The 20,160-nt window shown below is 63.0% G+C and carries 19 protein-coding genes; 8 read left to right on the top strand and 11 right to left on the bottom strand.

Going from position 1 to position 20,160, the window contains the following annotated elements:
* Nucleotide 1 precedes the first annotated feature (1 nt).
* Nucleotides 2–1,306: a fumarylacetoacetase gene (gene fahA / locus KI241_RS04520; RefSeq protein ID WP_042729374.1), complete on the bottom strand. Its 1,305-nt coding sequence runs from the start codon at nucleotides 1,304–1,306 to the stop codon at nucleotides 2–4.
* Nucleotides 1,307–1,309: 3 nt separating this feature from the next.
* The gene (gene hmgA / locus KI241_RS04515; protein WP_042729375.1) at nucleotides 1,310–2,614 is read right to left on the bottom strand and encodes a homogentisate 1,2-dioxygenase; all 1,305 of its coding nucleotides are present in this window, start codon (nucleotides 2,612–2,614) and stop codon (nucleotides 1,310–1,312) included.
* 152 nt (nucleotides 2,615–2,766) lie between these two features.
* Here hmgA and KI241_RS04510 point away from each other — a divergent pair, with 152 nt between their 5' ends.
* Nucleotides 2,767–3,588, top strand: a complete 822-nt coding sequence (locus tag KI241_RS04510) for an IclR family transcriptional regulator (protein ID WP_042729376.1) — start codon at nucleotides 2,767–2,769, stop codon at nucleotides 3,586–3,588.
* On the opposite strand, the gene KI241_RS04505 is transcribed toward KI241_RS04510, so the two are convergent.
* The 8 genes from KI241_RS04505 to KI241_RS04470 all read right to left on the bottom strand — a co-directional run bounded on the left by KI241_RS04505 (nucleotide 3,553) and on the right by KI241_RS04470 (nucleotide 14,379).
* Complete coding sequence (locus tag KI241_RS04505; RefSeq protein ID WP_042729395.1) at nucleotides 3,553–4,254, bottom strand: hypothetical protein; 702 nt, start codon at nucleotides 4,252–4,254, stop codon at nucleotides 3,553–3,555. The two genes, KI241_RS04510 and KI241_RS04505, sit on opposite strands and share 36 nt — an antisense overlap.
* A 121-nt stretch (nucleotides 4,255–4,375) precedes the next feature.
* Nucleotides 4,376–6,925 carry a LuxR C-terminal-related transcriptional regulator gene (locus KI241_RS04500; RefSeq protein WP_042729377.1) on the bottom strand — a complete coding sequence of 850 codons (2,550 nt, stop codon included), beginning with the start codon at nucleotides 6,923–6,925 and terminating at the stop codon, nucleotides 4,376–4,378.
* A gap of 185 nt (nucleotides 6,926–7,110) precedes the next feature.
* A complete protein-coding gene (locus tag KI241_RS04495) occupies nucleotides 7,111–8,478 on the bottom strand; it encodes a DUF1329 domain-containing protein (protein WP_042729378.1) in 1,368 nt (455 codons plus the stop codon).
* Nucleotides 8,479–8,500: 22 nt separating this feature from the next.
* Nucleotides 8,501–10,294: a DUF1302 domain-containing protein gene (locus tag KI241_RS04490; RefSeq protein WP_042729379.1), complete on the bottom strand. Its 1,794-nt coding sequence runs from the start codon at nucleotides 10,292–10,294 to the stop codon at nucleotides 8,501–8,503.
* A 517-nt stretch (nucleotides 10,295–10,811) separates the two neighbouring features.
* Nucleotides 10,812–11,723 carry an SDR family oxidoreductase gene (locus KI241_RS04485; protein WP_212803421.1) on the bottom strand — a complete coding sequence of 304 codons (912 nt, stop codon included), beginning with the start codon at nucleotides 11,721–11,723 and terminating at the stop codon, nucleotides 10,812–10,814.
* A gap of 372 nt (nucleotides 11,724–12,095) precedes the next feature.
* Nucleotides 12,096–12,998, bottom strand: a complete 903-nt coding sequence (locus KI241_RS04480) for an alpha/beta hydrolase (protein WP_212803420.1) — start codon at nucleotides 12,996–12,998, stop codon at nucleotides 12,096–12,098.
* Entirely contained in the window at nucleotides 12,998–13,780 is a 783-nt protein-coding gene (locus KI241_RS04475; protein WP_212803419.1) for a class II aldolase/adducin family protein, read from the bottom strand. Before KI241_RS04475 ends, KI241_RS04480 begins: the two co-directional genes overlap by 1 nt.
* A 143-nt stretch (nucleotides 13,781–13,923) precedes the next feature.
* Complete coding sequence (locus KI241_RS04470) at nucleotides 13,924–14,379, bottom strand: flavodoxin (protein ID WP_042729383.1); 456 nt, start codon at nucleotides 14,377–14,379, stop codon at nucleotides 13,924–13,926.
* Between the two features lie 160 nt (nucleotides 14,380–14,539).
* Here KI241_RS04470 and KI241_RS04465 point away from each other — a divergent pair, with 160 nt between their 5' ends.
* Nucleotides 14,540–15,016 carry a PAS domain-containing protein gene (locus tag KI241_RS04465; protein WP_042729384.1) on the top strand — a complete coding sequence of 159 codons (477 nt, stop codon included), beginning with the start codon at nucleotides 14,540–14,542 and terminating at the stop codon, nucleotides 15,014–15,016.
* Nucleotides 15,017–15,070: 54 nt separating this feature from the next.
* Nucleotides 15,071–15,676, top strand: coding sequence for a hypothetical protein (locus KI241_RS04460; RefSeq protein ID WP_042729385.1), 606 nt, complete (start codon nucleotides 15,071–15,073; stop codon nucleotides 15,674–15,676).
* Here the strand turns inward: KI241_RS04460 and KI241_RS04455 are convergent, their stop codons facing one another.
* Nucleotides 15,677–16,636 carry a MerR family transcriptional regulator gene (locus KI241_RS04455; RefSeq protein WP_042729386.1) on the bottom strand — a complete coding sequence of 320 codons (960 nt, stop codon included), beginning with the start codon at nucleotides 16,634–16,636 and terminating at the stop codon, nucleotides 15,677–15,679.
* A gap of 190 nt (nucleotides 16,637–16,826) precedes the next feature.
* Here KI241_RS04455 and folM point away from each other — a divergent pair, with 190 nt between their 5' ends.
* The 5 genes from folM to KI241_RS04430 all read left to right on the top strand — a co-directional run bounded on the left by folM (nucleotide 16,827) and on the right by KI241_RS04430 (nucleotide 20,140).
* The gene (folM, locus tag KI241_RS04450) at nucleotides 16,827–17,537 is read left to right on the top strand and encodes a dihydromonapterin reductase (RefSeq protein WP_042729387.1); all 711 of its coding nucleotides are present in this window, start codon (nucleotides 16,827–16,829) and stop codon (nucleotides 17,535–17,537) included.
* A 50-nt stretch (nucleotides 17,538–17,587) separates the two neighbouring features.
* Nucleotides 17,588–17,968: a dihydroneopterin triphosphate 2'-epimerase gene (folX, locus tag KI241_RS04445; protein ID WP_042729388.1), complete on the top strand. Its 381-nt coding sequence runs from the start codon at nucleotides 17,588–17,590 to the stop codon at nucleotides 17,966–17,968.
* A gap of 89 nt (nucleotides 17,969–18,057) precedes the next feature.
* Nucleotides 18,058–18,354 (top strand): DUF1244 domain-containing protein, encoded by a 297-nt coding sequence (locus tag KI241_RS04440; RefSeq protein WP_042729389.1) that lies wholly within the window; start codon nucleotides 18,058–18,060, stop codon nucleotides 18,352–18,354.
* Entirely contained in the window at nucleotides 18,347–18,685 is a 339-nt protein-coding gene (locus tag KI241_RS04435) for a HopJ type III effector protein (protein ID WP_042729390.1), read from the top strand. Before KI241_RS04440 ends, KI241_RS04435 begins: the two co-directional genes overlap by 8 nt.
* 204 nt (nucleotides 18,686–18,889) lie before the next feature.
* Nucleotides 18,890–20,140 (top strand): aspartate aminotransferase family protein, encoded by a 1,251-nt coding sequence (locus KI241_RS04430; RefSeq protein WP_042729391.1) that lies wholly within the window; start codon nucleotides 18,890–18,892, stop codon nucleotides 20,138–20,140.
* Nucleotides 20,141–20,160: the final 20 nt, after the last annotated feature.

The following is a 20,160-nucleotide window of genomic DNA, read 5'->3' as shown; positions in this document are numbered from 1 at the left end:
CTCAACGCGCCGGCAGGATCTTGCCACGGCACTCGCCAAACCCGATGGAGGCAAAGCCCTCGCGGCGGCAACGGGCCCGCAGGATGATTTCGTCACCGTCCTCGAGGAACCTGCGCACTTCGCCAGACGCCAGCTCGATCGGCTTCTTACCACCCTCGGTGATTTCCAGCAGGCTGCCAAACTGACCATTCTGCGGGCCCGACAAGGTGCCCGAACCAAACAGGTCACCGGCCTGCAACTGGCAACCATTGACGCTGTGGTGCGCCACCATCTGCGCCACGGTCCAGTACATGTACTGGGTGTTACTCAAGGTCAGGCGATGCGCCGGCAGGTTCTGCTCGCGCATGGCGTCGGTCAGCAGCAGCACTTCCAGTTCGATGTCGAAGGCACCACCGGCCTGGTCGCGCGCATCCAGCAGATACGGCAGCGGTTGCGGATCGCCCTGCGGACGCGCGGGTTGGGCACGACGAAACGGTTCGAGCGCCTCGGCCGTCACGACCCACGGCGAAATGCTGGTGAGGAAACTCTTCGACAGGAAGGGCCCCAGCGGCTGGTATTCCCACGCCTGGATATCCCGGGCCGACCAGTCGTTGAGCAGGCAGAAACCGCCAATGTGCTCGGCGGCGTCACCAATGGCGATGGGTTCGCCCAATGCATTGCCCTGGCCGATCCAGATCCCCAGCTCCAATTCATAGTCCAGCCGTGCGCACGGACCGAAGGTGGGTTCGGCCTGACCGGCCGGCAGCGTCTGCCCCTTGGGACGGCGCACGTCGGTGCCGGAGGGACGGATGGTCGAGGCACGGCCGTGATAACCGATGGGCACGTACTTGTAGTTGGGCAGCAGCGGGTTGTCGGGGCGGAACAGCTTGCCGACATTCTGTGCGTGCTCGATCCCTACGTAGAAATCGGTGTAGTCATTGATCCTGGCCGGCAGGTGCAACTGGCAATCGGCCGCGGGGAACAGCCATTGGGACTGCTGGGCTTCGAGCTGGGCACGCTGAGGGCTGTCCTCGCGCAGCAGCTCCAGCAGCCGCTCACGCAAGGCGACACGGGCGCCACGGCCCAGCTCGAAAAACCCATTGAGCTCACCGCCCACCATGGCTTCGACCGCTGCTCGCGCCGCGCCGTCGAACAGGCCGGCCTGCAACGCGGCCGACAGATCGAGAATCTGCTCGCCGATGGCCACGCCGCCGCGTCGGGTGCCGCCCTGGTGGCTGAAGATGCCCAGTGGCAGGTTCTGCAGCGGGAAATCGGCATGACCGTTGGCAGAGGCCACCCAGCTACGGACGGGGGAAAGTTGAGTCATGGGTTATCTCCGGGTCGGGTCGAAGGTGACAGGCAGCGAAGCCCAGCACCCATCGTAGTCGGTTTGCAGTTGCGGGCAGTCCATGGCGAAACGGCTCGGACGCAGCACTTGGCTGGTCTCGAACATGAAGGCCATGGTGTGGTCGATTTTCGCCGGCTGAAGTTCGGCGTTGATCGCCTTGGTGCAGGTTTCGCCGTCCGGGCCATGGGCGCTCATGCAGCTGTGCAACGACGCCCCGCCGGGCACGAAGCCCTCGGCCTTGGCATCGTAGGCGCCCTGGATCAGGCCCATGAATTCGTTCATCAGGTTGCGATGGAACCAGGGTGGACGGAAGGTCTTCTCGGCCACCATCCAGCGGGGTGGGAAAATGACGAAATCCAGGTTGGCCAGGCCGTGGACGCTGGTGGGCGAGGTCAACACGGTGAAAATCGACGGGTCCGGGTGGTCGAAGCTGACGGTGCCGATGGTGTTGAACCGCCGCAGATCATATTTGTACGGCACGTTGTTGCCGTGCCAGGCGACCACGTCGAAGGGCGAGTGCCCCAGCTCGCAAGCCCACAACTGGCCGAGGAACTTCTGCACCAGGGTGGTGGGCTGGGCGAGGTTCTCGTAATGGGCGACCGGTGTCAGGAAGTCCCGCGGGTTGGCCAGGCCATTGCTGCCGATGGGCCCGAGGTCCGGCAGACGCAGCGGCGCGCCATGGTTTTCGGCGAGGTAACCGCGGGCCTGCGCATCCAGCAGTTCAACGCGAAACTTCAAGCCCCGGGGCAGCACGGCGATTTCCAGCGGCGCCAGTTCCAGCACGCCCAGTTCGGTGATGATCCGCAACCGGCCCAACTGCGGCACGATCAGCCATTCACCGTCGGCATTGAAGAACACCCGCTCCATGGAGCGGTTGGCGCAATAGTGAAAAATGCTGATGCCGGCCGGCTTGTCCATGCCGGCATTGGCGGCCATGCGCACCAGGCCATCGAGGAAATCGGTGGGCTGCGCGGGATTCTCCAGCGGGTTCCAGCGCAACCGATTGGGCGTGACCTCGCCCAGCGGGCCGCCGACCAGTTGCCGCTCCAATGGGGTGAAGGCCGGGTGGTTGGCCGACGGCCGGATGCGGTACATCCAGGTTCGCCGAGCCTCGCTGCGGGCCATGGTGAACGCGGTGCCGGAGAACAATTCGGCGTACAGCCCGTAAGGGGCTTTTTGCGGAGAGTTCTGGCCGACGGGCAAAGCGTCGGGCAAGGCTTCGCTGGCGAACTCATTGCCGAAGCCTGATTGATAAGCCAGGTCCGACGCTGGGGAATCGAGGTTCATGGAGCCTCCAGGGATGCGGCCCGTGACTCATGGGGTGAGTGTCAGGCGCACCGGGTTATTTTTATCGTAATTCAATTACGCATAACGTAATTTGCTCGACAACGACCGTCAAGCTATAAAGACGCCCATTCGCCTCTGGACCCCGCGCCGCCATGCAAACCCCGCTCAATAACGGTAAACAGAAAGTCCGCTCGGCCGAAGTCGGCACTGACATTCTCAAGGCCTTGGCCGAGCTGTCGCCGTCCACGTCGCTGTCGCGCCTGGCCGAGCACGTGCAAATGCCGGCAAGCAAGGTGCATCGCTACTTGCAGGCGTTGATTGCCAGCGGATTCGCCGAGCAGAACACCGCCACCAACCACTACGGCCTGGGCCGCGAAGCGCTGCGCGTCGGGCTGGCGGCATTGAACGGCATGGACGTGCTGCAAGTGGCCGCCATGCCCCTGGCCGAGTTGCGCGATGACCTGAACGAAACCTGCTTCCTGGCGGTATGGGGCAACCACGGCGCCACCGTGGTGCGCATCGAACCTGCCGTGCGCGCCGTGACGGTCGTGACGCAACTGGGCTCGGTGCTGCCCCTGCTCAGTTCGTCCACCGGGCTGGTGTTCAGCGCGTACCTGCCCGAGCGCGAGACGATCGGCTTGCGCGAACAGGAAGTGCAAGGATCCGAGCGGCATGCCCTGGCCGACGACCAGGCCTATGCCACCTTGTGCGAACAGATCCGCAACCGCGGCCTGCACCACGTGCACGGCCTGCTGATGCCCGGCGTGGATGCCTTGTCCGCCCCGGTGTTCAATGCGGTCGGCCAGGTGACGGCGGTGATGACCATCGTCGGCCCGACCTCGCTGTTCCACGCCGACGAAAACGGCCCGGCGGCGCAACGATTGCTCGCCGCGACCCGGGCCGTGAGTTGGCGGATGGGGTATGAAACCGATGGAAGATCAGCCCAGGAAGTCGGGGACGATCCTGATCAGTAGGTCATTGAGGTGGGCAGGCGTCAGGCGCGGATGCAGGTGACGCTCTTCGCCGCTGAAGGGGACCAGGTAGATGGCCTGGGGATCGCCCTTGGCATGGTAAGGAATATCGTTGTTGCGTAGGTGCGCCAGCAAGTACTCAACCAGGGGTTCGGAAGAAAACACCACCGGGTTTGCAACGTCATGGTTGACGAAGCTGGTGATGAAGACTTTCTCCAGATCGACGCCGGGCAGATGGACTTTCAACGCGCCATGAAGCGCTTCGGCGCTCAACGGCAGGATGGGCCGCTCGGACAAATCCATCCCGGGCTTTTCAGCCAGGCCCGTCACAATGTCCGCCACGATTTTCTCGAAGGTGATCAAGTCCAGCGCCTTGACCCGATCTTCGACGGCAAAGGAATACCGCTTGCTGAAGATATTGGTGATGCCTTGGGTGTAATGCGCCAAGGTCTGTTTCTGAACGCAGGCCAGTGTTTCATCGAACAATGTCCTGGACGTTTCAACCTGGGGGTCGGGAAACCCGGCCACGGTATTCAGATACAGGTTATGCGGGTTGAGGCCCAGTGCCTCCAGGTGATCGCCCAACAGCACTTGCACGGCAAAATCGACGCGAGTGAGCTTGAGGGCAAGCAGTCTTTCGGAATACGTAGAAAACGTTTGAGTGTTCATGAACATCCTTGTCATTTCATGGCCCGAACGTCCTGTTCGAACCGGCATCGCCGTTATAACCCAACTCCCCCTCCGGGGGTAAAAGCGCAACTGTAAGCACGCGTAAGGCTTGCAGTGCGCCCTATCCCATCATCCCCATGACCTTGGCCTTCGCCACTGCCTGGGTACGCCGCTGGACGCCCAACTTGCTGTGTATGCGCCGTGAATGGGTTTTTACCGTGTGCAACGAGATGAACAGCCGTTCGGCAATCTGTTGGTTGGAATAACCTTGGGCAATCAGTTCCAGCACTTCCAGTTCGCGATGACTGAGCAAGGCGTCCTCGGGGGCCGCCGGCGGTTCGATCGGGCCTGACGATTGCGCCCAGTGCAACAGTTCGGGCTGGCGCAGGCGCAGTTCGCACAAGGCTTGCTGGGCGCGCCAACAGGCCACGCGCTCCAGGCCTTCCTGGACAAGCACGCGGGCCTGCGAGCGGTCGGCGGTCAACCAGGCCACCTCCGCCAGCGCCAGGTGCAGCTCGGTTTCCAGGCCGTGCATTTCCGCGTAACGGGCCTGGGCGATCATGGCCTCCAGGCGTGCCATCGGGTCTTGCGCGCGGTGCAGGTGCACCTCGGTCAACAGCAACAGGTATTCAAGCCGAGGAATCAACTCCAGGGTCGCGGGCGGTGCGTGCTTGGCATGGGGCCCGCGAAAATGCCGCAGCACGCGGGTCAAGGCTTCGTGGGCCAGTTCGGCGCGCCCCTGCTGCAACCAGAACTGACAACTGATCTGCAGCAATACACCGCGGTAAACGGTGTCGGGAATGTGCCGCTGCTGCATGATCCGCTCGGCGTCGCGCAGTTGCATGAAGGCCTCGCCATAGTCGCCCTGGTTGGCCGCCAGGCTGGCCTTGCCGAGAAAGCCGTAAAGTACCTGTTTATCCTGGCTGCGCAGGCCGATTTCCAACCCGGCCTGGAACTGCTCGGCGGCGCGCTCTTCAAAACCCATGCGCAGCGCCAGGCGTCCACGCCGCAAGGCGATACGGCCCAGCAGCGGGGAAAAATCCTGGCCGGGCTTGTCGAGCCGCGCCTGGACATCGCCCAGCAATTCGTCGGCCCGATGCGGCGCACCGCGTTGCTCCAGCACTTGTGCGTGATCCAGTTCCAGCAGCCCTTCGAACACCAGCGAGCCTTCGGCACGGGCCAGGCACAGCGCCTGGCGGTTGATCCACTGCGCCGAGGCCAGGTCGCCCTTGAGCAACGCCTGCTGGGTCAATCCCGACTGACACAACAGGCGCGAGGCCCAGGCCTGCGGATCCAGATGAGCCTGGGCCTGGAGGAAATGTTCGCGGGCCGGATCTCCGTCGCCCGACAGGTGCAGCAGCCAGCCCCGCAGGACCTGCCAGCGTGCGATCAACTGGCGCTGCTGGCAGGCCCGCGGCTGGGGTGCGAACCGCGTGAGTTGCTCGATGCACACTGCGGCCTGGTCGAAGCGACCGGCAAACAACAGCGCTGCGGTGACCAACCCTACCGATTGCGGCGTGCCAAGGGACAGCGCCTCGCCCTGCTGGTCATGCAAGTTCAGCAGCAACACGACGTTGCGGCCCTGCAAGAGGTGCTCGAAGCTCAGATGCTGCAAGACACTCACGGCCGTCTCGAACTCGTGGGCCAACATCGCCTGCTCGAATGCCATGGGCCAATCCTGTTCGGCGGCAAACCACTGGCAGGCCCGGCGATGCCAGGAACGGCCCTGGGGCCAGGGTTCCTCGCGAACCAGTCGGGCCAGGGCCGGGAAGATCTGCAACCAGTCCGAGGAGTGTTCCCACGGCTCGATGAAACAGCCCAGGTCCTTCAACAGCGGGAGGCATTCAACGCCCACCGTGTCGCCGAACAGATGCTCGCAAAGCCGGGCATTGAAACGTGGCAAGTGGGCGAGCACGCGCCAGGCTTGCGCCAGGTCCGGGCTCAGGGCGCTGAACAGCTCGTACTCCAGGTAGTCCGCCAGGGTTCCGGGCCGCCCCGGCGTGGCGTGGCTGCGCGCCCATTCGCAACGTTCGAGCAAGCTGATGCGCACCCCGGCGCACCAGCCGCCGCTGCGCTGTATCACCTCGCGGGCGGTGCGGGCCGCCTGGGGGCCAGGCAAATGACGCAGCAGTTGCTGGACATCGCCAGGGCTGAACACCAGCGCCTGCGTGTCGAATTCGTGCAGCTCATCGTCGAGCAACAGCCGCGGCCAATTGCAGTGCGGCCGGCGACGGCCGTTCAGCCACAGGTGCAAGGCCGGGCTGCTGGTGTTCAACAGGCGGTCGAGCCATTGGTCCAGCTCGGGATTCGGCACCCGGCAGTAATCATCCAGGAACAGCCAGGTGGGTGTTTGCAGGCGCGCCAGGTGGGCCAGCAGCCCCGCTTCGTCCATCACTGGCAGGCCCAGGGTCTGCGCCAGTCGCTCGCCCATCTGCGCGGGGGTCAACGCAACGCCACCCAGCGGCAACCAATGCAGTCGGCAGTCGGCGGGGGCCTTGAGAAAACACTCGGCGAACAGCGCACTCTTGCCACTCCCCGCGGGCGCGCACAGCAGTTTTACCCGTGCCTCGGAAGTCAGCAACGGCTCGCTCAAGGACCGCCGCGGTACATGCGTCGAGGACAGGCGGGGCAGCAATCCTGGACGGTCCGGACACGGGGTCATGGCAGTCATGTACGAAGGTCCTGTTTATTGTTGTTTCATCACCCTAGTCCTGTGTCGCTGACCTTTGGAGAAGTATTCAGCGCGCTGATTGGCGCCCATAAAAAAACGACCGGCAGAGGCAACTGCCGGTCGTTCACGATGCCCTTGCGCAGACACCACTCTGTGGCGAGGGAGCTCGCTCCCTCGCCACACCTTTAACGCACGCCCGAGGACCGCAGCGCCGCCGGCGTGTAGTCCGCCGCCCGCGCTTCGAAGCCGTACTCGTAGCTGTGCTTCTCCTCGTTCTTCATCCCCAGGGCGATGTACCGGCCGGCGATGATGTCGTAGAGCGCTTCGAGGGTGTAGCCCGGGTTCTGGTGGTCGTAGTAGAACTGGGCATGACCTTCGGCCACGCGCCACAGTTGGCCGCGACCGTCGTAGTGATCCACCACCGCGGCTTGCCAGCTGTCCTCGTCGATGTACATGTGGCGCTTGGCGTAGATGTGGCGCTCGCTGGGCTTGACCGTGCCCACCACTTCCCAGACCCGGTGCAGCTCATAGCGGGTCAGGTCCTGGTTGATGTGGCCGGCCTTGATCACATCGTCGTACTTGAGGGTCGGCGAATCGAGCTTGTAGCTGTTGTACGGGATGTACATTTCCTTCTTGCCGACCAGCTTCCAGTCGTAGCGATCCGGGGCGCCGGAAAACAAGTCGAAGTTGTCGGAGGTGCGCAGGCCATCGGCCGCGGTGCCCGGACCGTCGTAGGCCACTTGCGGGGCGCGGCGCACGCGGCGTTGACCGGCGTTGTAGATCCACGCCAGGCGCGGCTCCTTCACCTGGTCGAGGGTTTCATGCACCAGCAGTACGTTGCCGGCCAGGCGCGCCGGGGCGGTGACCTCCTGCTTGAAATAGGTCAGCACGTTGCTGGCCTTTTCCGGGTCGGCGTCCTTGATCAGGAACGGCACGGCCACTTCTTCTTCGAAGCGGATCGGCGTGAAGCTGCCGTTGGTCTGCGGCGTCGCCTGGGTAATGATGCGGCGCAGGTTGCCGCCGTGATAGCGGGTGATGTGGTTCCACAGCACCTCCACGCCGTTCTTGGGGATCGGGAACGCGTAGTAACGGTTACCGGTGAAGTTGGCCAGGCCGTTACCGTCGTTGATGGACGTTACGTTCAGCGCACTGCGCTTGGCCGACTCGTAGATTTCCGGCGGCAGCGCAACGCTGCGATGGGTCGGGTAGACCGGGATCTTGTAGGTCTCGGGGTAGCGCTTGAACATCGCGACCTGGCCTTCGGACAGCTTGTCCTTGTACTTGTCCACGGTCGCGGCGGTGATGGTGAACAGCGGTTTTTCATTGGCGAACGGGTCGGCCAGAAAGCCCTTGCTGTCCACGGCACCGGCATTTTTCGGGATACCACCGGTCCAGGCCGGGATCGAACCATCGGCGTTGCCGGCCTTTTCCGCGCCCAGCGGCGTCAGGGTGGTGCCCAGCTTGTTGGCTTCCTCCGGCGAAACCGCCGCCATCACGTTCGCGGCCAGCAGGCTCAAGGCCAGGGCACCGCATTGCAGGATCATCTTGCGCATTGGGTTTTCCTTGTCAGCCAGATCAGAAGTTCACGCCGAAGCTCAACGCGAGGAAGTCGCGGTCTTTGAGAACGTTGTAGTCGCCGCCAAAAAAGTCGGTGTAGCTCAGGCTGGCGGTGTAGGTGTTGCGGTAGTCGGCATCGACACCCAGGCTGACGGCCTTGGCGCCTTCGTTGAACAGGCCGTTGGGACCGTAGCCGGCCACGTCGTGGGACCAGGACACGTTGGGCTTGAAGTTCACCCCGCCGATGACGTTGGAGTAGTCGAGAATCGCCCGGGCGCGGTAGCCCCAGGACGTGGACGTGACGAAACCGTCGGTGTCGCCATTGAAGCCGTACTGGCCGAAGACCGAGTCGCGGCCGTAGCGCAACTTGTCCCTGGATTCCAGCCCGCCGACATGCACCACCGCGGCCTCGCCCACCAGGGTCAGGCGATCGGCGCCCCACACCTGATCGACAAAGTGCGTCAGGGTGCTCTGGACCTGGGTGATTTCCTTGCGCCGGTAACCGGTGTTGTCCGCCCCCGGCCTGGTGGCGATGGGCGACGCCGCACCGCCGGCAATCGGATTAACCAGGGCCAGGGTCAGGTCGTTGGTGCTCAGTTGCACCGGCGCATTGGGCCGGTAGCTGATTTCACCGGTCCACGCGGTGCCGGTGGGCAGCGTGGTGGAGAAGCTGGCGCCATACAGGCGAATATCTTCAGGGTACTCAAGGTAGTACTGCCCGCGTCCCAGCATCACGCTCTGGGCCAGGCCCGAACCACTGCCGGGGGCCAGGCCATTGGCGATCGCGACCATTCCCGGCAGGGCCGCGAGGGTGGACGCACCCGCCGTGGTGGTGCCGACGGTGGGTGTGCGGCTGTGGTAGTTCATGAAGTACAGGCCGTACTCGGTGTCATCGCCGAGCCAGCGCAACGCCGTGCCCCACTGGCCGGAGTCACGGGCATCGCGGTCGCCACCACGGGGGATGATCACCCCTTCGCGCGACACCTGGATGCCCTGGCCGAACAGCGCGGTCAACGGCTGGAACGGCGCAATGGCCGGGCTGCCCACGGTGTAGCCGGTGGTGCAGCCGTCGGCCACCACGTCGTTGCCGAAGAAGGTGCCGCAGTTATCGACGACTGTCTGGTCCCATTCCAACTGATAGAAACCTTCGAGGGTGAGCTTGTCGGTCAGGCCCTGGGAGGCGAACAGCATGTTCACCGGGATCAGGCCTTCCTTGATCTCCGCACCCGGGCGACGGAACGCCGACACGTCGATCGGGTTGATGCTGTTGATGGAGTTGCCGATGAAGGTACTTTCACCCCAGCTGACCACCTGCTTGCCGGCACGCACCGTGCCCGGCAAATCGGCGATGGAATAGTTGTGGTAGACGAACGCGTCGAGGATCTCAGCCCCCGACGACTTCGCGCCTTCCTTGCGGTTGCTGTCGCTGATGTCCTTGAACTCACGGTTTTCGTCCTTGAGTTCGAAGTCGTACCAGTACTTGCCGCGTACGAACACACCGGTGTCGCCGTACTTGAGTTCGAGGTCGTGCAAGCCCTTGAAGATCTTGGAAAACGTCTCGCCTTTCTTGAAGTTCAGCCGCCCGTCATCCCCGGTGGACGATTGCCCCCGACCGCCGTTGACGGTGCCGACGAAATCCTTGTCCGCATCGCGCATGCCCCAGCTCGCGCCCACGGACAACGAAGAGTCGAACTGACCTTCGATTTCACCAATGTTGAATGAAACAGCCTGCGCCTGGGCACAGCAACCCAAGGCCACCGCGGCGGCGAGTGCCTGCGGCTTGAAGATGGCGCGCATTGTTATTGTTGTCATGCGTCTTCCCCGGTGAGTGACAGAGGCTTCACCCTACTGCCGCACGCCAGGGGCGATAAGCGCACCAAGGAGGTATTCGCGCTGTACCCCGAAAGGATTACCCCCCATACCAGGCGGGCCTTCGCGCAGGGCATCGACGCACTGGATGATGGGTTATCAGCCAGGCGCATGTTCCAGCGGCCGGCCTCACTGTTGCGTGCCCTGCAACAGTGCATGTCCGGATCCGGGCTGTTTCCAGGCACTCTGGATCCCTATGCTGGCCGGGCTTGCAGCGCAACGGGCCTGCAAGCGCAAGCCGCCATGGCATCCCTCATGCCTGGCGCACCGTCATTCGGATGGATTGGCGCATTCGATCCATCGTCCCGTGTGTACCGACGTTGATTTGTAGCTCCTTTGCAACGTCACGCTTAGGCCGCTGCTTTTTGCAGCGGCCTTTTTTATGGGAAGCGCACAGAGGATGGCGAGAGGCTCGCCACGGATTACCCGAGACGGGTTGCCACGGGTCGAGGACGCGGGGTTAAACGGCGTAGCGTTGCAGGTTCGCCATCATCTCCTTCAAGGCTTCCAGGTTGTCATTGGGGTGCACCGCATCCTCGAAGTCGCAGATCTGCTGCCAATGGGCAGCGACGTCTTCGGGTGAAAAACCTGTGCGCGGGTCGAAGCCTGCACCCAGGCTGCGTTCCCAACGGACCTTGCCCATCCAGCCGCCGCCCACTTCGAACAGGCCGCTGGTTTCCTGGCAGGCTTCACTGGCCAGGTACACCACCAGCGGGCTGACGAGTTCGGGCTTGAGTTGCTCGAACACCTGCGGCGGAATCAGGCCCTCGGTCATGCGGGTGCCGCCGGTGGGGGCAATGGCATTGACCAGGATGTTGTTCTTGCGCCCCTCGATGGCCAGGGTACGCGTCAGCCCATACAACCCGAGCTTGGCCATGCCGTAGTTGGATTGGCCGAAGTTGCCGTAGATACCCGAGGTAGAGGCGGTGAAAATCACCCGTCCATAATTCTGCTCACGCAGGTGCGGCCAGGCGGCGCGGGTCACCTTGTAGGCCCCTTCGACATGGACGCGGTAGACCAGGTCCCAGTCGGCGTCGTCCATCTTGTGAAAAGTCTTGTCCCGCAGGATCCCGGCGTTGTTGACCACCACGTCGACCCGGCCGAACACGTCGAGGGCATTCTGCACGAGCTTGTCGCCATCGGTGACCGAATCGTGGTTGGCCTCGGCAATGCCGCCCGCCGCGCGGATTTCAGCCACCACCCGGTCTGCCGCCGAGGCATTGGCCCCTTCCCCCTGGGCCGAACCGCCCAAGTCGTTGACCAGTACCTTCGCGCCGTGCCTGGCGAACAGCAGGGCATGGGCCCGCCCCAGGCCACCGCCGGCCCCGGTGACGATCACGACTTTATCTTCGAAGCGCACAGACTCATTCATGGCAGAACTCCAGCAGGCCTATAGGACATTGAGGCCGAGTGTCCGGCACTCGTCGGCCGGTCACAATGAAATGGGCTGGGAGTGAATAGTGGGCGATAAGGTGGGGGGATGATGCGATGCCAGAGGTGAGATCACTCTGTTCATCCAGAAGTGAGACCGCGGTGCCGCTTTCGCGGGCAAGCCCGCTCCCACAGGAAATCGAGCCGGGCATCACATCCGGGAACACCCAGAAACATTGTGGGAGCGGGCTTGCTCGCGAAGGCGGTCCTTCAGTCAGAAATGCGCTGCCTGACACGCCGCTTTCGCGGGCAAGCCCGCTCCCACAAGGGATTGAGTCGGGCAGCACATCCGGCCGGCCCACACAGGGTTGTGTCAGGAGTAGGCCACCTTTCTGCACCGTGGCGCGATGTTTTCGCGAAACGCCAGGTAATGCTTGAGCACCTGCACCGGGGCCTCGGTGTGGGGGTAGTGGCCGATCTCGGACAGCAGCACCGTATCCGGATTGGGGATCAGCGATTCGTAGCGCGCCACCATGTGCTCGCCGGAAATCGGATCGAGCGCCCCGTCGATCACCCGCAAGGGCACGTCGTCACGCTGCATCGCCTGCACCCAGCGATCACGCTGTACTCGCCGCTCGGGAATGTAGGCGATGAGCTTGTGCATGATCCGCGGCCCGTGATGCGCTTCTATCAGGCTCCAGAAATCATCCAGCACGCTTTCGGTGGGGCCGGTGCGGGGGCCGAAGATCTGCCGGAAGCTCTTGACCAGGCTTTGCCGCGAAAACGCCCGCCCCAGCAGCCAGCCCAGCGGGCTGAGCAACAGTTTCTGGGCCAGCACCGGCCGGTGGGTTTCGGGGAACAGGCCGCCATTGAGAAAGACGCAACTGGCAACGTTGAGGCGCGCTTCGTAGTGCCGGGCGATGAGTTCCTGGGCCACACTGTCACCGTAGTCGTGGGCCAGCACATGCACCCCTTGCCGCACGTTCAGGTGCGCCAGCAAGGCCTGTTGCAGATCGGCCTGTTCCAGCAGGCTGTAGGTGTGGTCCGCCGGCTTGGCGGAGTCGCCGAAACCGAGCATGTCGCAGGCGATCACCCGGTAGCGCTGCGCCAACGGCTGCCACAGGTAATGCCAGTCCCAACTGGCAGTAGGAAAGCCGTGGATCAGCAGCAGCGGCTCGCCCTGCCCCGCCACCCAGTAACGGATGGCATGGCCGCGGAACAGGAAGATCTGGCTGCGCTGGCGCCAGATACGCAAGGGAATCTGGGCCAGAGGCATCAGCTTTTATACCCGCTGTCCTGTTGGTCGAGCTTGCGCAACAACGCCGGCCAGGCCAGCGCGCCGCCCATGCCTTGGGCACTTCTGGTCACCCCGGCGATCATCGCCCGGGCGCCGGCCAGGATCTGCGGTTCGATACCGATCAGCTCGGCGCCACCGTTCTGCGCCAGGACCTGAATGTCACAGGCGCGCTGGAAAATGAACATCATCAGGAACGTATCGGCGATGCTGGCGCCACAGGTCAGCAAGCCATGGTTGTGCAGCATCAGGAAGTTGCTGTCACCCAGGTCCGCCTGCAGGCGCGCCTTCTCTTCGTGGTTCAAGGCCACGCCTTCGTAGGCGTGATAAGCCAGGCTCGACAGCACGAACAACGACTGCTGGCTGATCGGCAGCACCCCTTGCTTCTGCGCCGACACCGCCACGCCGGTGGCGGTGTGGGTGTGCAGCACGCACGTCACGTCGTGGCGCACCTCATGCACGGCGCTGTGGATGGTGTAGCCGGCCGGGTTGATGTCGTAGGGGCTGTCCATCAGCTTGTTGCCGGCCTGGTCGACCTTGACCAGGCTGGAGGCGGTGATCTCGTGGAACATCAGCCCGTACGGGTTGATCAGGAAATCCTCGGTGCCGGGGACCTTCGCGGAAATGTGGGTGAAGATCAGGTCATCCCAGCCATGCATCGCAACCAGGCGGTAACAGGCGGCCAGGTCCACCCGGGTTTGCCATTCAGCCGCACTGACCTGTTCCTTGATACCGAGTGTCGTTTGGATGGGCGCTACGCTCACGGCTCTGACCCCTTTGTTTTCTTATTATATGAATCGCGTTTTTCAAACTTCATACGCAAGAAAAATGAGTCTAGCCAGCTCTCCCCGGGCCGCTAGTTGCATTGGCAGCCAGCTTACTGGCCGAGCGAGTCATCGCGAGTGCATCAAGTACGCAAGGCTTCGATCAAGGCCTGTAGCCACGGCTCGGCGTCGCTTTCAGGCGTGACGCTCTCGCTGGCGTCCAGGCGCAGCATGGGCAGCACCTCTCGCACGCCCAGTTCGGCGAACAACTCGCTCATCTGCTCACCACCAGCGCAGAAGGTGTCCCCGTAGCTGGCATCGCCCAAGCCGATCACACCCCCAGGCAACCCACGAAGGAATGCCGGCAACTGGTCGCGCAGGGTCGAATACAACGGCATCAGGTTGTCCGGCAACTCCCCCATGCCCGTCGTCGAGGTCACCGCTAGCATCGCCTGCGGAGCGAACGCCTGGATATCCGCCAGGGTGGCGCGCGGGTTGTGCCACGCCTCGAAACCCGCCGCTTCGAGCAGTTTGGCGGCGTGCCGGGCGACTTCTTCGGCGGTGCCATAGACCGAGCCGGAAAGGATGGCGACTTTCATCAATCTGATCCTGAACCTGAATAAAAGAGCCGGGGATAGTAACAGCTGCACCCGCCAAGCTGCGAATGGCTCTCAATGGGAGCTGATGGCCAGTAGACAGCCTGTTGAATTCTTCTAGAATGCTGGCTCTAAACAAGGACGTTTCAACGGGAGCTGCGCCATGATCAACGCTCATTTGATGCAACTGGTCATCAACGCGACCAACGACGGGATTGTCATCGCCGAAAAAGAAGGTGACGAGGACAATATCCTGATCTATGTGAACCCGGCCTTCGAACGCCTGACCGGCTACAGCCGCGAGGAAATCCTCTATCAGGATTGTCGTTTCCTCCAGTCGGGTGATCGCGACCAGCCCGCCCTGAAGCACATTCGCCAGACCTTGGAACAAGGCGGTGCCTGCCGTGAGGTGCTGCGTAACTACCGCAAGGACGGCACGCCGTTCTGGAATGAGTTGTCGCTCTCCACGGTCAGAAACGAAGCCGATGGGCGTACGTACTTCGTCGGCGTGCAAAAGGACGTCACGGCCCAGGTCAAGGCTCAACAGCGCACGGCCCAGTTGGAAAAGGAACTGGCCGAAGCGCGGGAAACGATTGCCCGGCTCGAAGCGACGAACGGCGCAAACAAAATAGCGAATTAACGGTCAGTCACTACAATCATCAGTGAAAATGCACATCACCTCTTCGAGCCCATCATGCCGCGCGATGCCCTCCTGACGCAGGATGAACTGGATTTCATCCGGACCATGCAGCACAACCCGCAACTCAATGAGCGGGATGTCACGTCGAGCTTGCTGGTAAACGGTGGCTCGCAGATCCGTGACCTGCTGACGCGCCTGGCGGCGAACGAGCAGGTGACGCTACAAGCCAACTTCGAAAACCAGCAGATGACGTTCCCCTTGCACCTGGTGGAAGACGAATTCCATGCCATGCACCTGCGCCTGGGCGTGCCGAGCATCTACGAAGACGGCCCGAAGGTACGTCCCTGGCGCCTGACCCTCGAAGAGCCCGTGGCACTGGAAAACATCAAGGGCCAGCCGGGCTCGCTCTGGGTGCACGAGGTCTCGTGCAAGGGCGTCCTGGTGGAAAGCCGCAGTCGTACCAAGCCACTCAAGCAATTCGCCTTGTGGTTCAGCCCCTCGGGCTATGAACGGATTTCATTGCGCGGCACCTTCGAACGGGAAACCGCCCAGGGCTTGTACGCCTACCATCTGAGCCAGGATGACCAGGACGAGACCGAACGCCTGCGCCAGTACATCCTGCAGCAACATCGCCTGACCCATCCGACGATGCATCTCTGATCAGGTGTCCAGGTTGCCTGCCAGAAATTGACGCAGGCGCTGGCGCATCACGGTCCCTTCGTTACCCAGGCAGCCGATCGACGAACCGGCCAGGGCGTCCTGCGCCAGGTCAGACGCATCGCCGGCCAGCAACAACGGGCAATCCAGGCTCATGGCCAACTTGCCCAGGCGCTTGGGCAATTCGGGGGCCGGCGCATGATGGGACACCACCACCAGCGCGAGCGGCTGGATCTTCTGGCACACCAGGGTCAGCTCATCGAAAGGCAAACCGGTCGCCAGCACCCTGACCCCCACATCCGCCTTGGACAGGAACAGCGCCGTGACCAGCAGCTCCAGCTCGCGACACTGGCCGGCGATGGCGCAGACCAGCACCCGTCGCGACACGCCTTCGCGCTTGAGCAGCAACCGCTGGATGATGCGTGAACGCAGGAAACCGTCGAAGAACACCCATTCGCTGGTTTGCCCGAACACTTGCTGGCGTTGCAGCAACTGCCGCCAGAGCGGCATCAGGATGTCCTGGAAGACGACGGGCACCGCGTAGGTGGAAAAGATCTGGCCATAGATGCGGTCCAGTTCCACGTCGTCGAACTGACCCACCGCATCCGCCACCTGCTGCTGCCATTGGGCGTAGTCGGCCCTGACCAGGTCCGAGGGAATCAACGCGCAGACCGACTGCACCGACTCGGTCTTCGCCAGGATCTTGCCCACCTTGCTGACCGCCACGCCACGCTCGATCCAGGCCAGGATGCTGCGTACCTTTTCAATGTCGCCCAACGAATACAGGCGGTGTCCGCTGTCGGTGCGAGTGGGCTGGATCAGGCCGTAGCGACGCTCCCAGGCGCGCAGCGTCACAGGGTTCACACCGGTCAGGCGCGCGACTTCACGGATGGGGAACAAGTCTTCGCGCGCCCAGGCCCCTGGCGCCTTGAAGATGAAATTGTCCTCAGTGATTACGCTCATGTTGGCAGACCCATCCGGCTGGCGAATTGGATCCCAGTCTACTCCTTCCGGCAGATGTCATGACAAGAACAAAACGTCGCCGCTGCGCGGTTTTGTTGTTTTGTGCGCGATCTGGAATATCACCGGCCCACGTAGGAGACGCCCCCTGTCGCTGTTATAGTTTTTACTCCAGTCGCGAACCGAGCCCCTTATGCCCAGCGCCCCCGCTCCGATCCTGATCACCGGCGCCGCCCAACGCGTCGGCCTGCATTGTGCCCGCCGCTGCCTGGAAGACGGCCAGCCGGTGATCGCGACCTATCGCACCGAACGCCCGGGCGTACAGGTACTGCGGGACCTTGGAGCCACTGTGCTGTTTGCCGATTTCTCCAGCGAAGCCGGGATCCTGGCCTTTATCGAGCGGCTTCAGCAGCACACTGATCGCCTGCGGGCCATCGTGCACAACGCGTCGGCCTGGCTGGCCGAAGACCCCGGCAACGAAGCGCAGGCATTCGGCGCCATGTTCGGCGTGCACATGCTGGCGCCGTACCTGATCAACCTGCACTGCGCCGGCTTGCTGCAGCGTTCGAACCCGGCCGACATCGTGCACATCAGCGATGACGTGACGCGCAAGGGCAGCACCCGACACATCGCCTACTGCGCCACCAAGGCCGGCCTCGAAAGCCTGACCTTGTCATTCGCGGCAAAATACGCACCGGCCATCAAGGTCAACGGCATCGCCCCGGCCCTGCTAATGTTCAATCCCGAAGACGACGCGGCCTACCGGGCCAAGGCCCTGGCCAAGTCCGCACTGGGTATCGAGCCCGGCAGCGAGGTGATCTACCAGAGCCTGCGCTACCTGCTGGACAACCCTTATGTCACCGGCACGACGCTGTCCGTCAACGGCGGGCGGCACGTCAAGTAGCCCGGCGTTGCCTTCATGAGTTTCTGCAATTGATTCGACGGAGCCCGTAAATGTCACAACTTCAGCCCGCCATGGCACGCATCAAGGTCAAGGACCTGCGCCTGCGCACCTTCATCGGCATCAACGAGGACGAGATCCTCAACAAACAGGATGTGTTGATCAACCTGACCATCCTCTACGCCGCCCAGGAGGCGGTGCGCGACAATGACATCGACCACGCCTTGAACTACCGCACCATCACCAAGGCGGTGATCGCCCACGTGGAGGGCAATCGCTTCGCCCTGCTCGAACGCCTGACCCAGGAGCTTTTGGACCTGATCATGGCCAACGAGTCGGTGCTGTACGCCGAAGTCGAGGTCGACAAGCCCCATGCCTTGCGCTTTGCCGAGTCGGTGTCGATCACCCTGGCGGCCAGCCGGGCGACCCAATAGCCGCTGCCGGCTTCAAGCTGTAAGCTTCAAGCCTGACCCCCAACATGCAGCTTGAAGCTAGCCCTTGAAGCTGTCTTGCAGAGACCACCATGAACGAGCAACAACGCCTCGAACTCGAAGCCGCCGCTTTCCGCCGGCTGGTTGCCCACCTGGACAGCCGCAAGGATGTGCAGAACATCGACCTGATGAACCTGTCCGGCTTCTGCCGCAACTGCCTGTCCAAGTGGTACAAGGCCGCCGCCGATGAACGCCAGATCGAGGTCAGCCTCGACGAAGCCCGCGAAGTGATCTACGGCATGCCGTACGCCGAGTGGAAAGCCCAATACCAGAAAGAAGCCAGCGCCGAACAGCAAGCGGCGTTCGCCAAAGGAAAACCCGATGCCTGATCTCGATACCCTGCGCACCCGCCTCAAGAGCGGTGAACACCTGTTCGCCGACACCCTGGCCTTCATCGCCGCCGGCTACGACTATCAACCCCAGGCCTTCACCAATGGCGGCGTGACCAACGCCGCCGGGCAGAACGAAGGCTCGTGCAAGACCCTGGGCCTGGCCTTGCTCGAAGGCTTGAGCGACGAAGAAGCGCTCCTGGCATTCGGCGAGCATTACCGTTCGGTGCTGGCCACGCCCGAAGGCAGCGATCACGGCAATATCCGCGCGCTGATGGCGCATGGGTTGGCCGGTGTGAAATTCGAGGCGCAGCCGCTGCAGCGTCGCTGATCCCAAAACCGCCGCCATGTCGAAATCGGCTTTCGTGGCGAAAGCACTTGCTCCCTCGCCACGAAAGCTTCGTCGTCACGCACACAGTGCGCCTGTTCCACATCCCGACTTTTAAGATTGACCCGGCAACTTTATTTCGTTTGCCCACGCCCTTCGCTCACCGCTTGAATAGCGCACGCCATCTTCCCTTGCGAGCGGTCATTCATGAGCAGCGAAACCATCAGCCAGTCGATTTCCATCGTGCACCCCGTCAGCCTCAGCCACGGCAGGAACGCCGAAGTCTGGGACACCGATGGCAAGCGCTACATCGATTTCGTCGGTGGCATCGGCGTGTTGAACCTCGGCCATTGCCATCCACGCATTGTCGAGGCGATTCGCACACAGGCGACCCGGCTGACCCACTACGCATTCAACGCTGCACCGCATGTGCCCTACATTGAACTGATGGAACGCCTGAGCGCGTTCATACCGGTGGACTACCCGGTCAGTGGCATGCTCACCAACAGCGGTGCCGAAGCGGCGGAGAACGCCTTGAAGATCGTGCGCGGCGCCACCGGCCGCACCGCCGTCGTGGCGTTTGACGGCGCGTTCCATGGCCGCACCCTGGCCACGCTCAACCTCAACGGCAAGGTCGCGCCGTACAAACAGAAGGTCGGCGTGCTGCCCGGGCCGGTCTATCACCTGCCGTATCCGAGCCAGGACAACGGCATCACGTGCGCCGAGGCGCTCAAGGCCATGGAGCGGCTGTTCAGCGTCGAGATCGATGTGAACGACGTGGCCTGTTTCATCATCGAACCGGTGCAGGGCGAAGCCGGTTTCCTGGCCTTGGACATACCCTTTGCCCAGGCCCTGCGGCAGTTCTGCGATAAGCAGGGAATCGTGCTGATCGTCGATGAGATCCAGTCCGGCTTCGGTCGCACCGGCCAGCGCTTCGCATTTTCGCGCCTGGGCATCGAGCCGGACCTGATCCTGCTGGGCAAGAGCATCGCCGGCGGCGTGCCACTGGGCGCGGTGGTGGGACGCAAGGCGTTGCTGGACAACCTGCCCAAGGGTGGGCTGGGCGGTACCTATTCAGGCAACCCCATCGCCTGCGCCGCCGCATTGGCAACCCTGGACGAGATGACCGACACCCACCTGCACACCTGGGGCACGCAACAGGAAGCTGCGATTGTCAGCCGCTACGAAGCCTGGCGCCATCGTAGGGTGACGCCGTACCTCGGCCGCCTGACCGGCGTCGGCGCGATGCGCGGCCTCGAACTGGCCCATGCCGACGGCACGCCAGCACCGGCACAACTGACCCAGTTGCTGGCCCTGGCACGGGAAGCGGGTCTGCTGTTGATGCCCAGTGGCAAGTCGCGACACATCATCCGCCTGCTGGCACCGTTGACGACCGAGCCGGCAGTGTTGGAGGAAGGCCTGGATATTCTCGAAGCGTGCCTGGCGAAGTTGTCCTGATACGATCTACAAGCCATGGA

It is taken from the genome of Pseudomonas sp. Cab53 (assembly GCF_018325965.1).
Classification (GTDB): domain Bacteria; phylum Pseudomonadota; class Gammaproteobacteria; order Pseudomonadales; family Pseudomonadaceae; genus Aquipseudomonas; species Aquipseudomonas chlororaphis_E.
The sequence above is the reverse complement of the archived record's forward strand: the minus strand, read 5'-3'. Positions and strand labels throughout refer to the sequence as shown.

Coding starts and splice junctions, on each gene's coding strand:
- fahA (WP_042729374.1), bottom strand. CDS start 1,306: ATGACTCAACTTTCCCCCGTCCGTAGCTGGGTGGCCTCTGCCAACGGT.
- hmgA (WP_042729375.1), bottom strand. CDS start 2,614: ATGAACCTCGATTCCCCAGCGTCGGACCTGGCTTATCAATCAGGCTTC.
- KI241_RS04510 (WP_042729376.1), top strand. CDS start 2,767: ATGCAAACCCCGCTCAATAACGGTAAACAGAAAGTCCGCTCGGCCGAA.
- KI241_RS04505 (WP_042729395.1), bottom strand. CDS start 4,254: ATGAACACTCAAACGTTTTCTACGTATTCCGAAAGACTGCTTGCCCTC.
- KI241_RS04500 (WP_042729377.1), bottom strand. CDS start 6,925: ATGACTGCCATGACCCCGTGTCCGGACCGTCCAGGATTGCTGCCCCGC.
- KI241_RS04495 (WP_042729378.1), bottom strand. CDS start 8,478: ATGCGCAAGATGATCCTGCAATGCGGTGCCCTGGCCTTGAGCCTGCTG.
- KI241_RS04490 (WP_042729379.1), bottom strand. CDS start 10,294: ATGACAACAATAACAATGCGCGCCATCTTCAAGCCGCAGGCACTCGCC.
- KI241_RS04485 (WP_212803421.1), bottom strand. CDS start 11,723: ATGAATGAGTCTGTGCGCTTCGAAGATAAAGTCGTGATCGTCACCGGG.
- KI241_RS04480 (WP_212803420.1), bottom strand. CDS start 12,998: ATGCCTCTGGCCCAGATTCCCTTGCGTATCTGGCGCCAGCGCAGCCAG.
- KI241_RS04470 (WP_042729383.1), bottom strand. CDS start 14,379: ATGAAAGTCGCCATCCTTTCCGGCTCGGTCTATGGCACCGCCGAAGAA.
- KI241_RS04465 (WP_042729384.1), top strand. CDS start 14,540: ATGATCAACGCTCATTTGATGCAACTGGTCATCAACGCGACCAACGAC.
- KI241_RS04460 (WP_042729385.1), top strand. CDS start 15,071: ATGCCGCGCGATGCCCTCCTGACGCAGGATGAACTGGATTTCATCCGG.
- KI241_RS04455 (WP_042729386.1), bottom strand. CDS start 16,636: ATGAGCGTAATCACTGAGGACAATTTCATCTTCAAGGCGCCAGGGGCC.
- folM (WP_042729387.1), top strand. CDS start 16,827: ATGCCCAGCGCCCCCGCTCCGATCCTGATCACCGGCGCCGCCCAACGC.
- folX (WP_042729388.1), top strand. CDS start 17,588: ATGTCACAACTTCAGCCCGCCATGGCACGCATCAAGGTCAAGGACCTG.
- KI241_RS04440 (WP_042729389.1), top strand. CDS start 18,058: ATGAACGAGCAACAACGCCTCGAACTCGAAGCCGCCGCTTTCCGCCGG.
- KI241_RS04435 (WP_042729390.1), top strand. CDS start 18,347: ATGCCTGATCTCGATACCCTGCGCACCCGCCTCAAGAGCGGTGAACAC.
- KI241_RS04430 (WP_042729391.1), top strand. CDS start 18,890: ATGAGCAGCGAAACCATCAGCCAGTCGATTTCCATCGTGCACCCCGTC.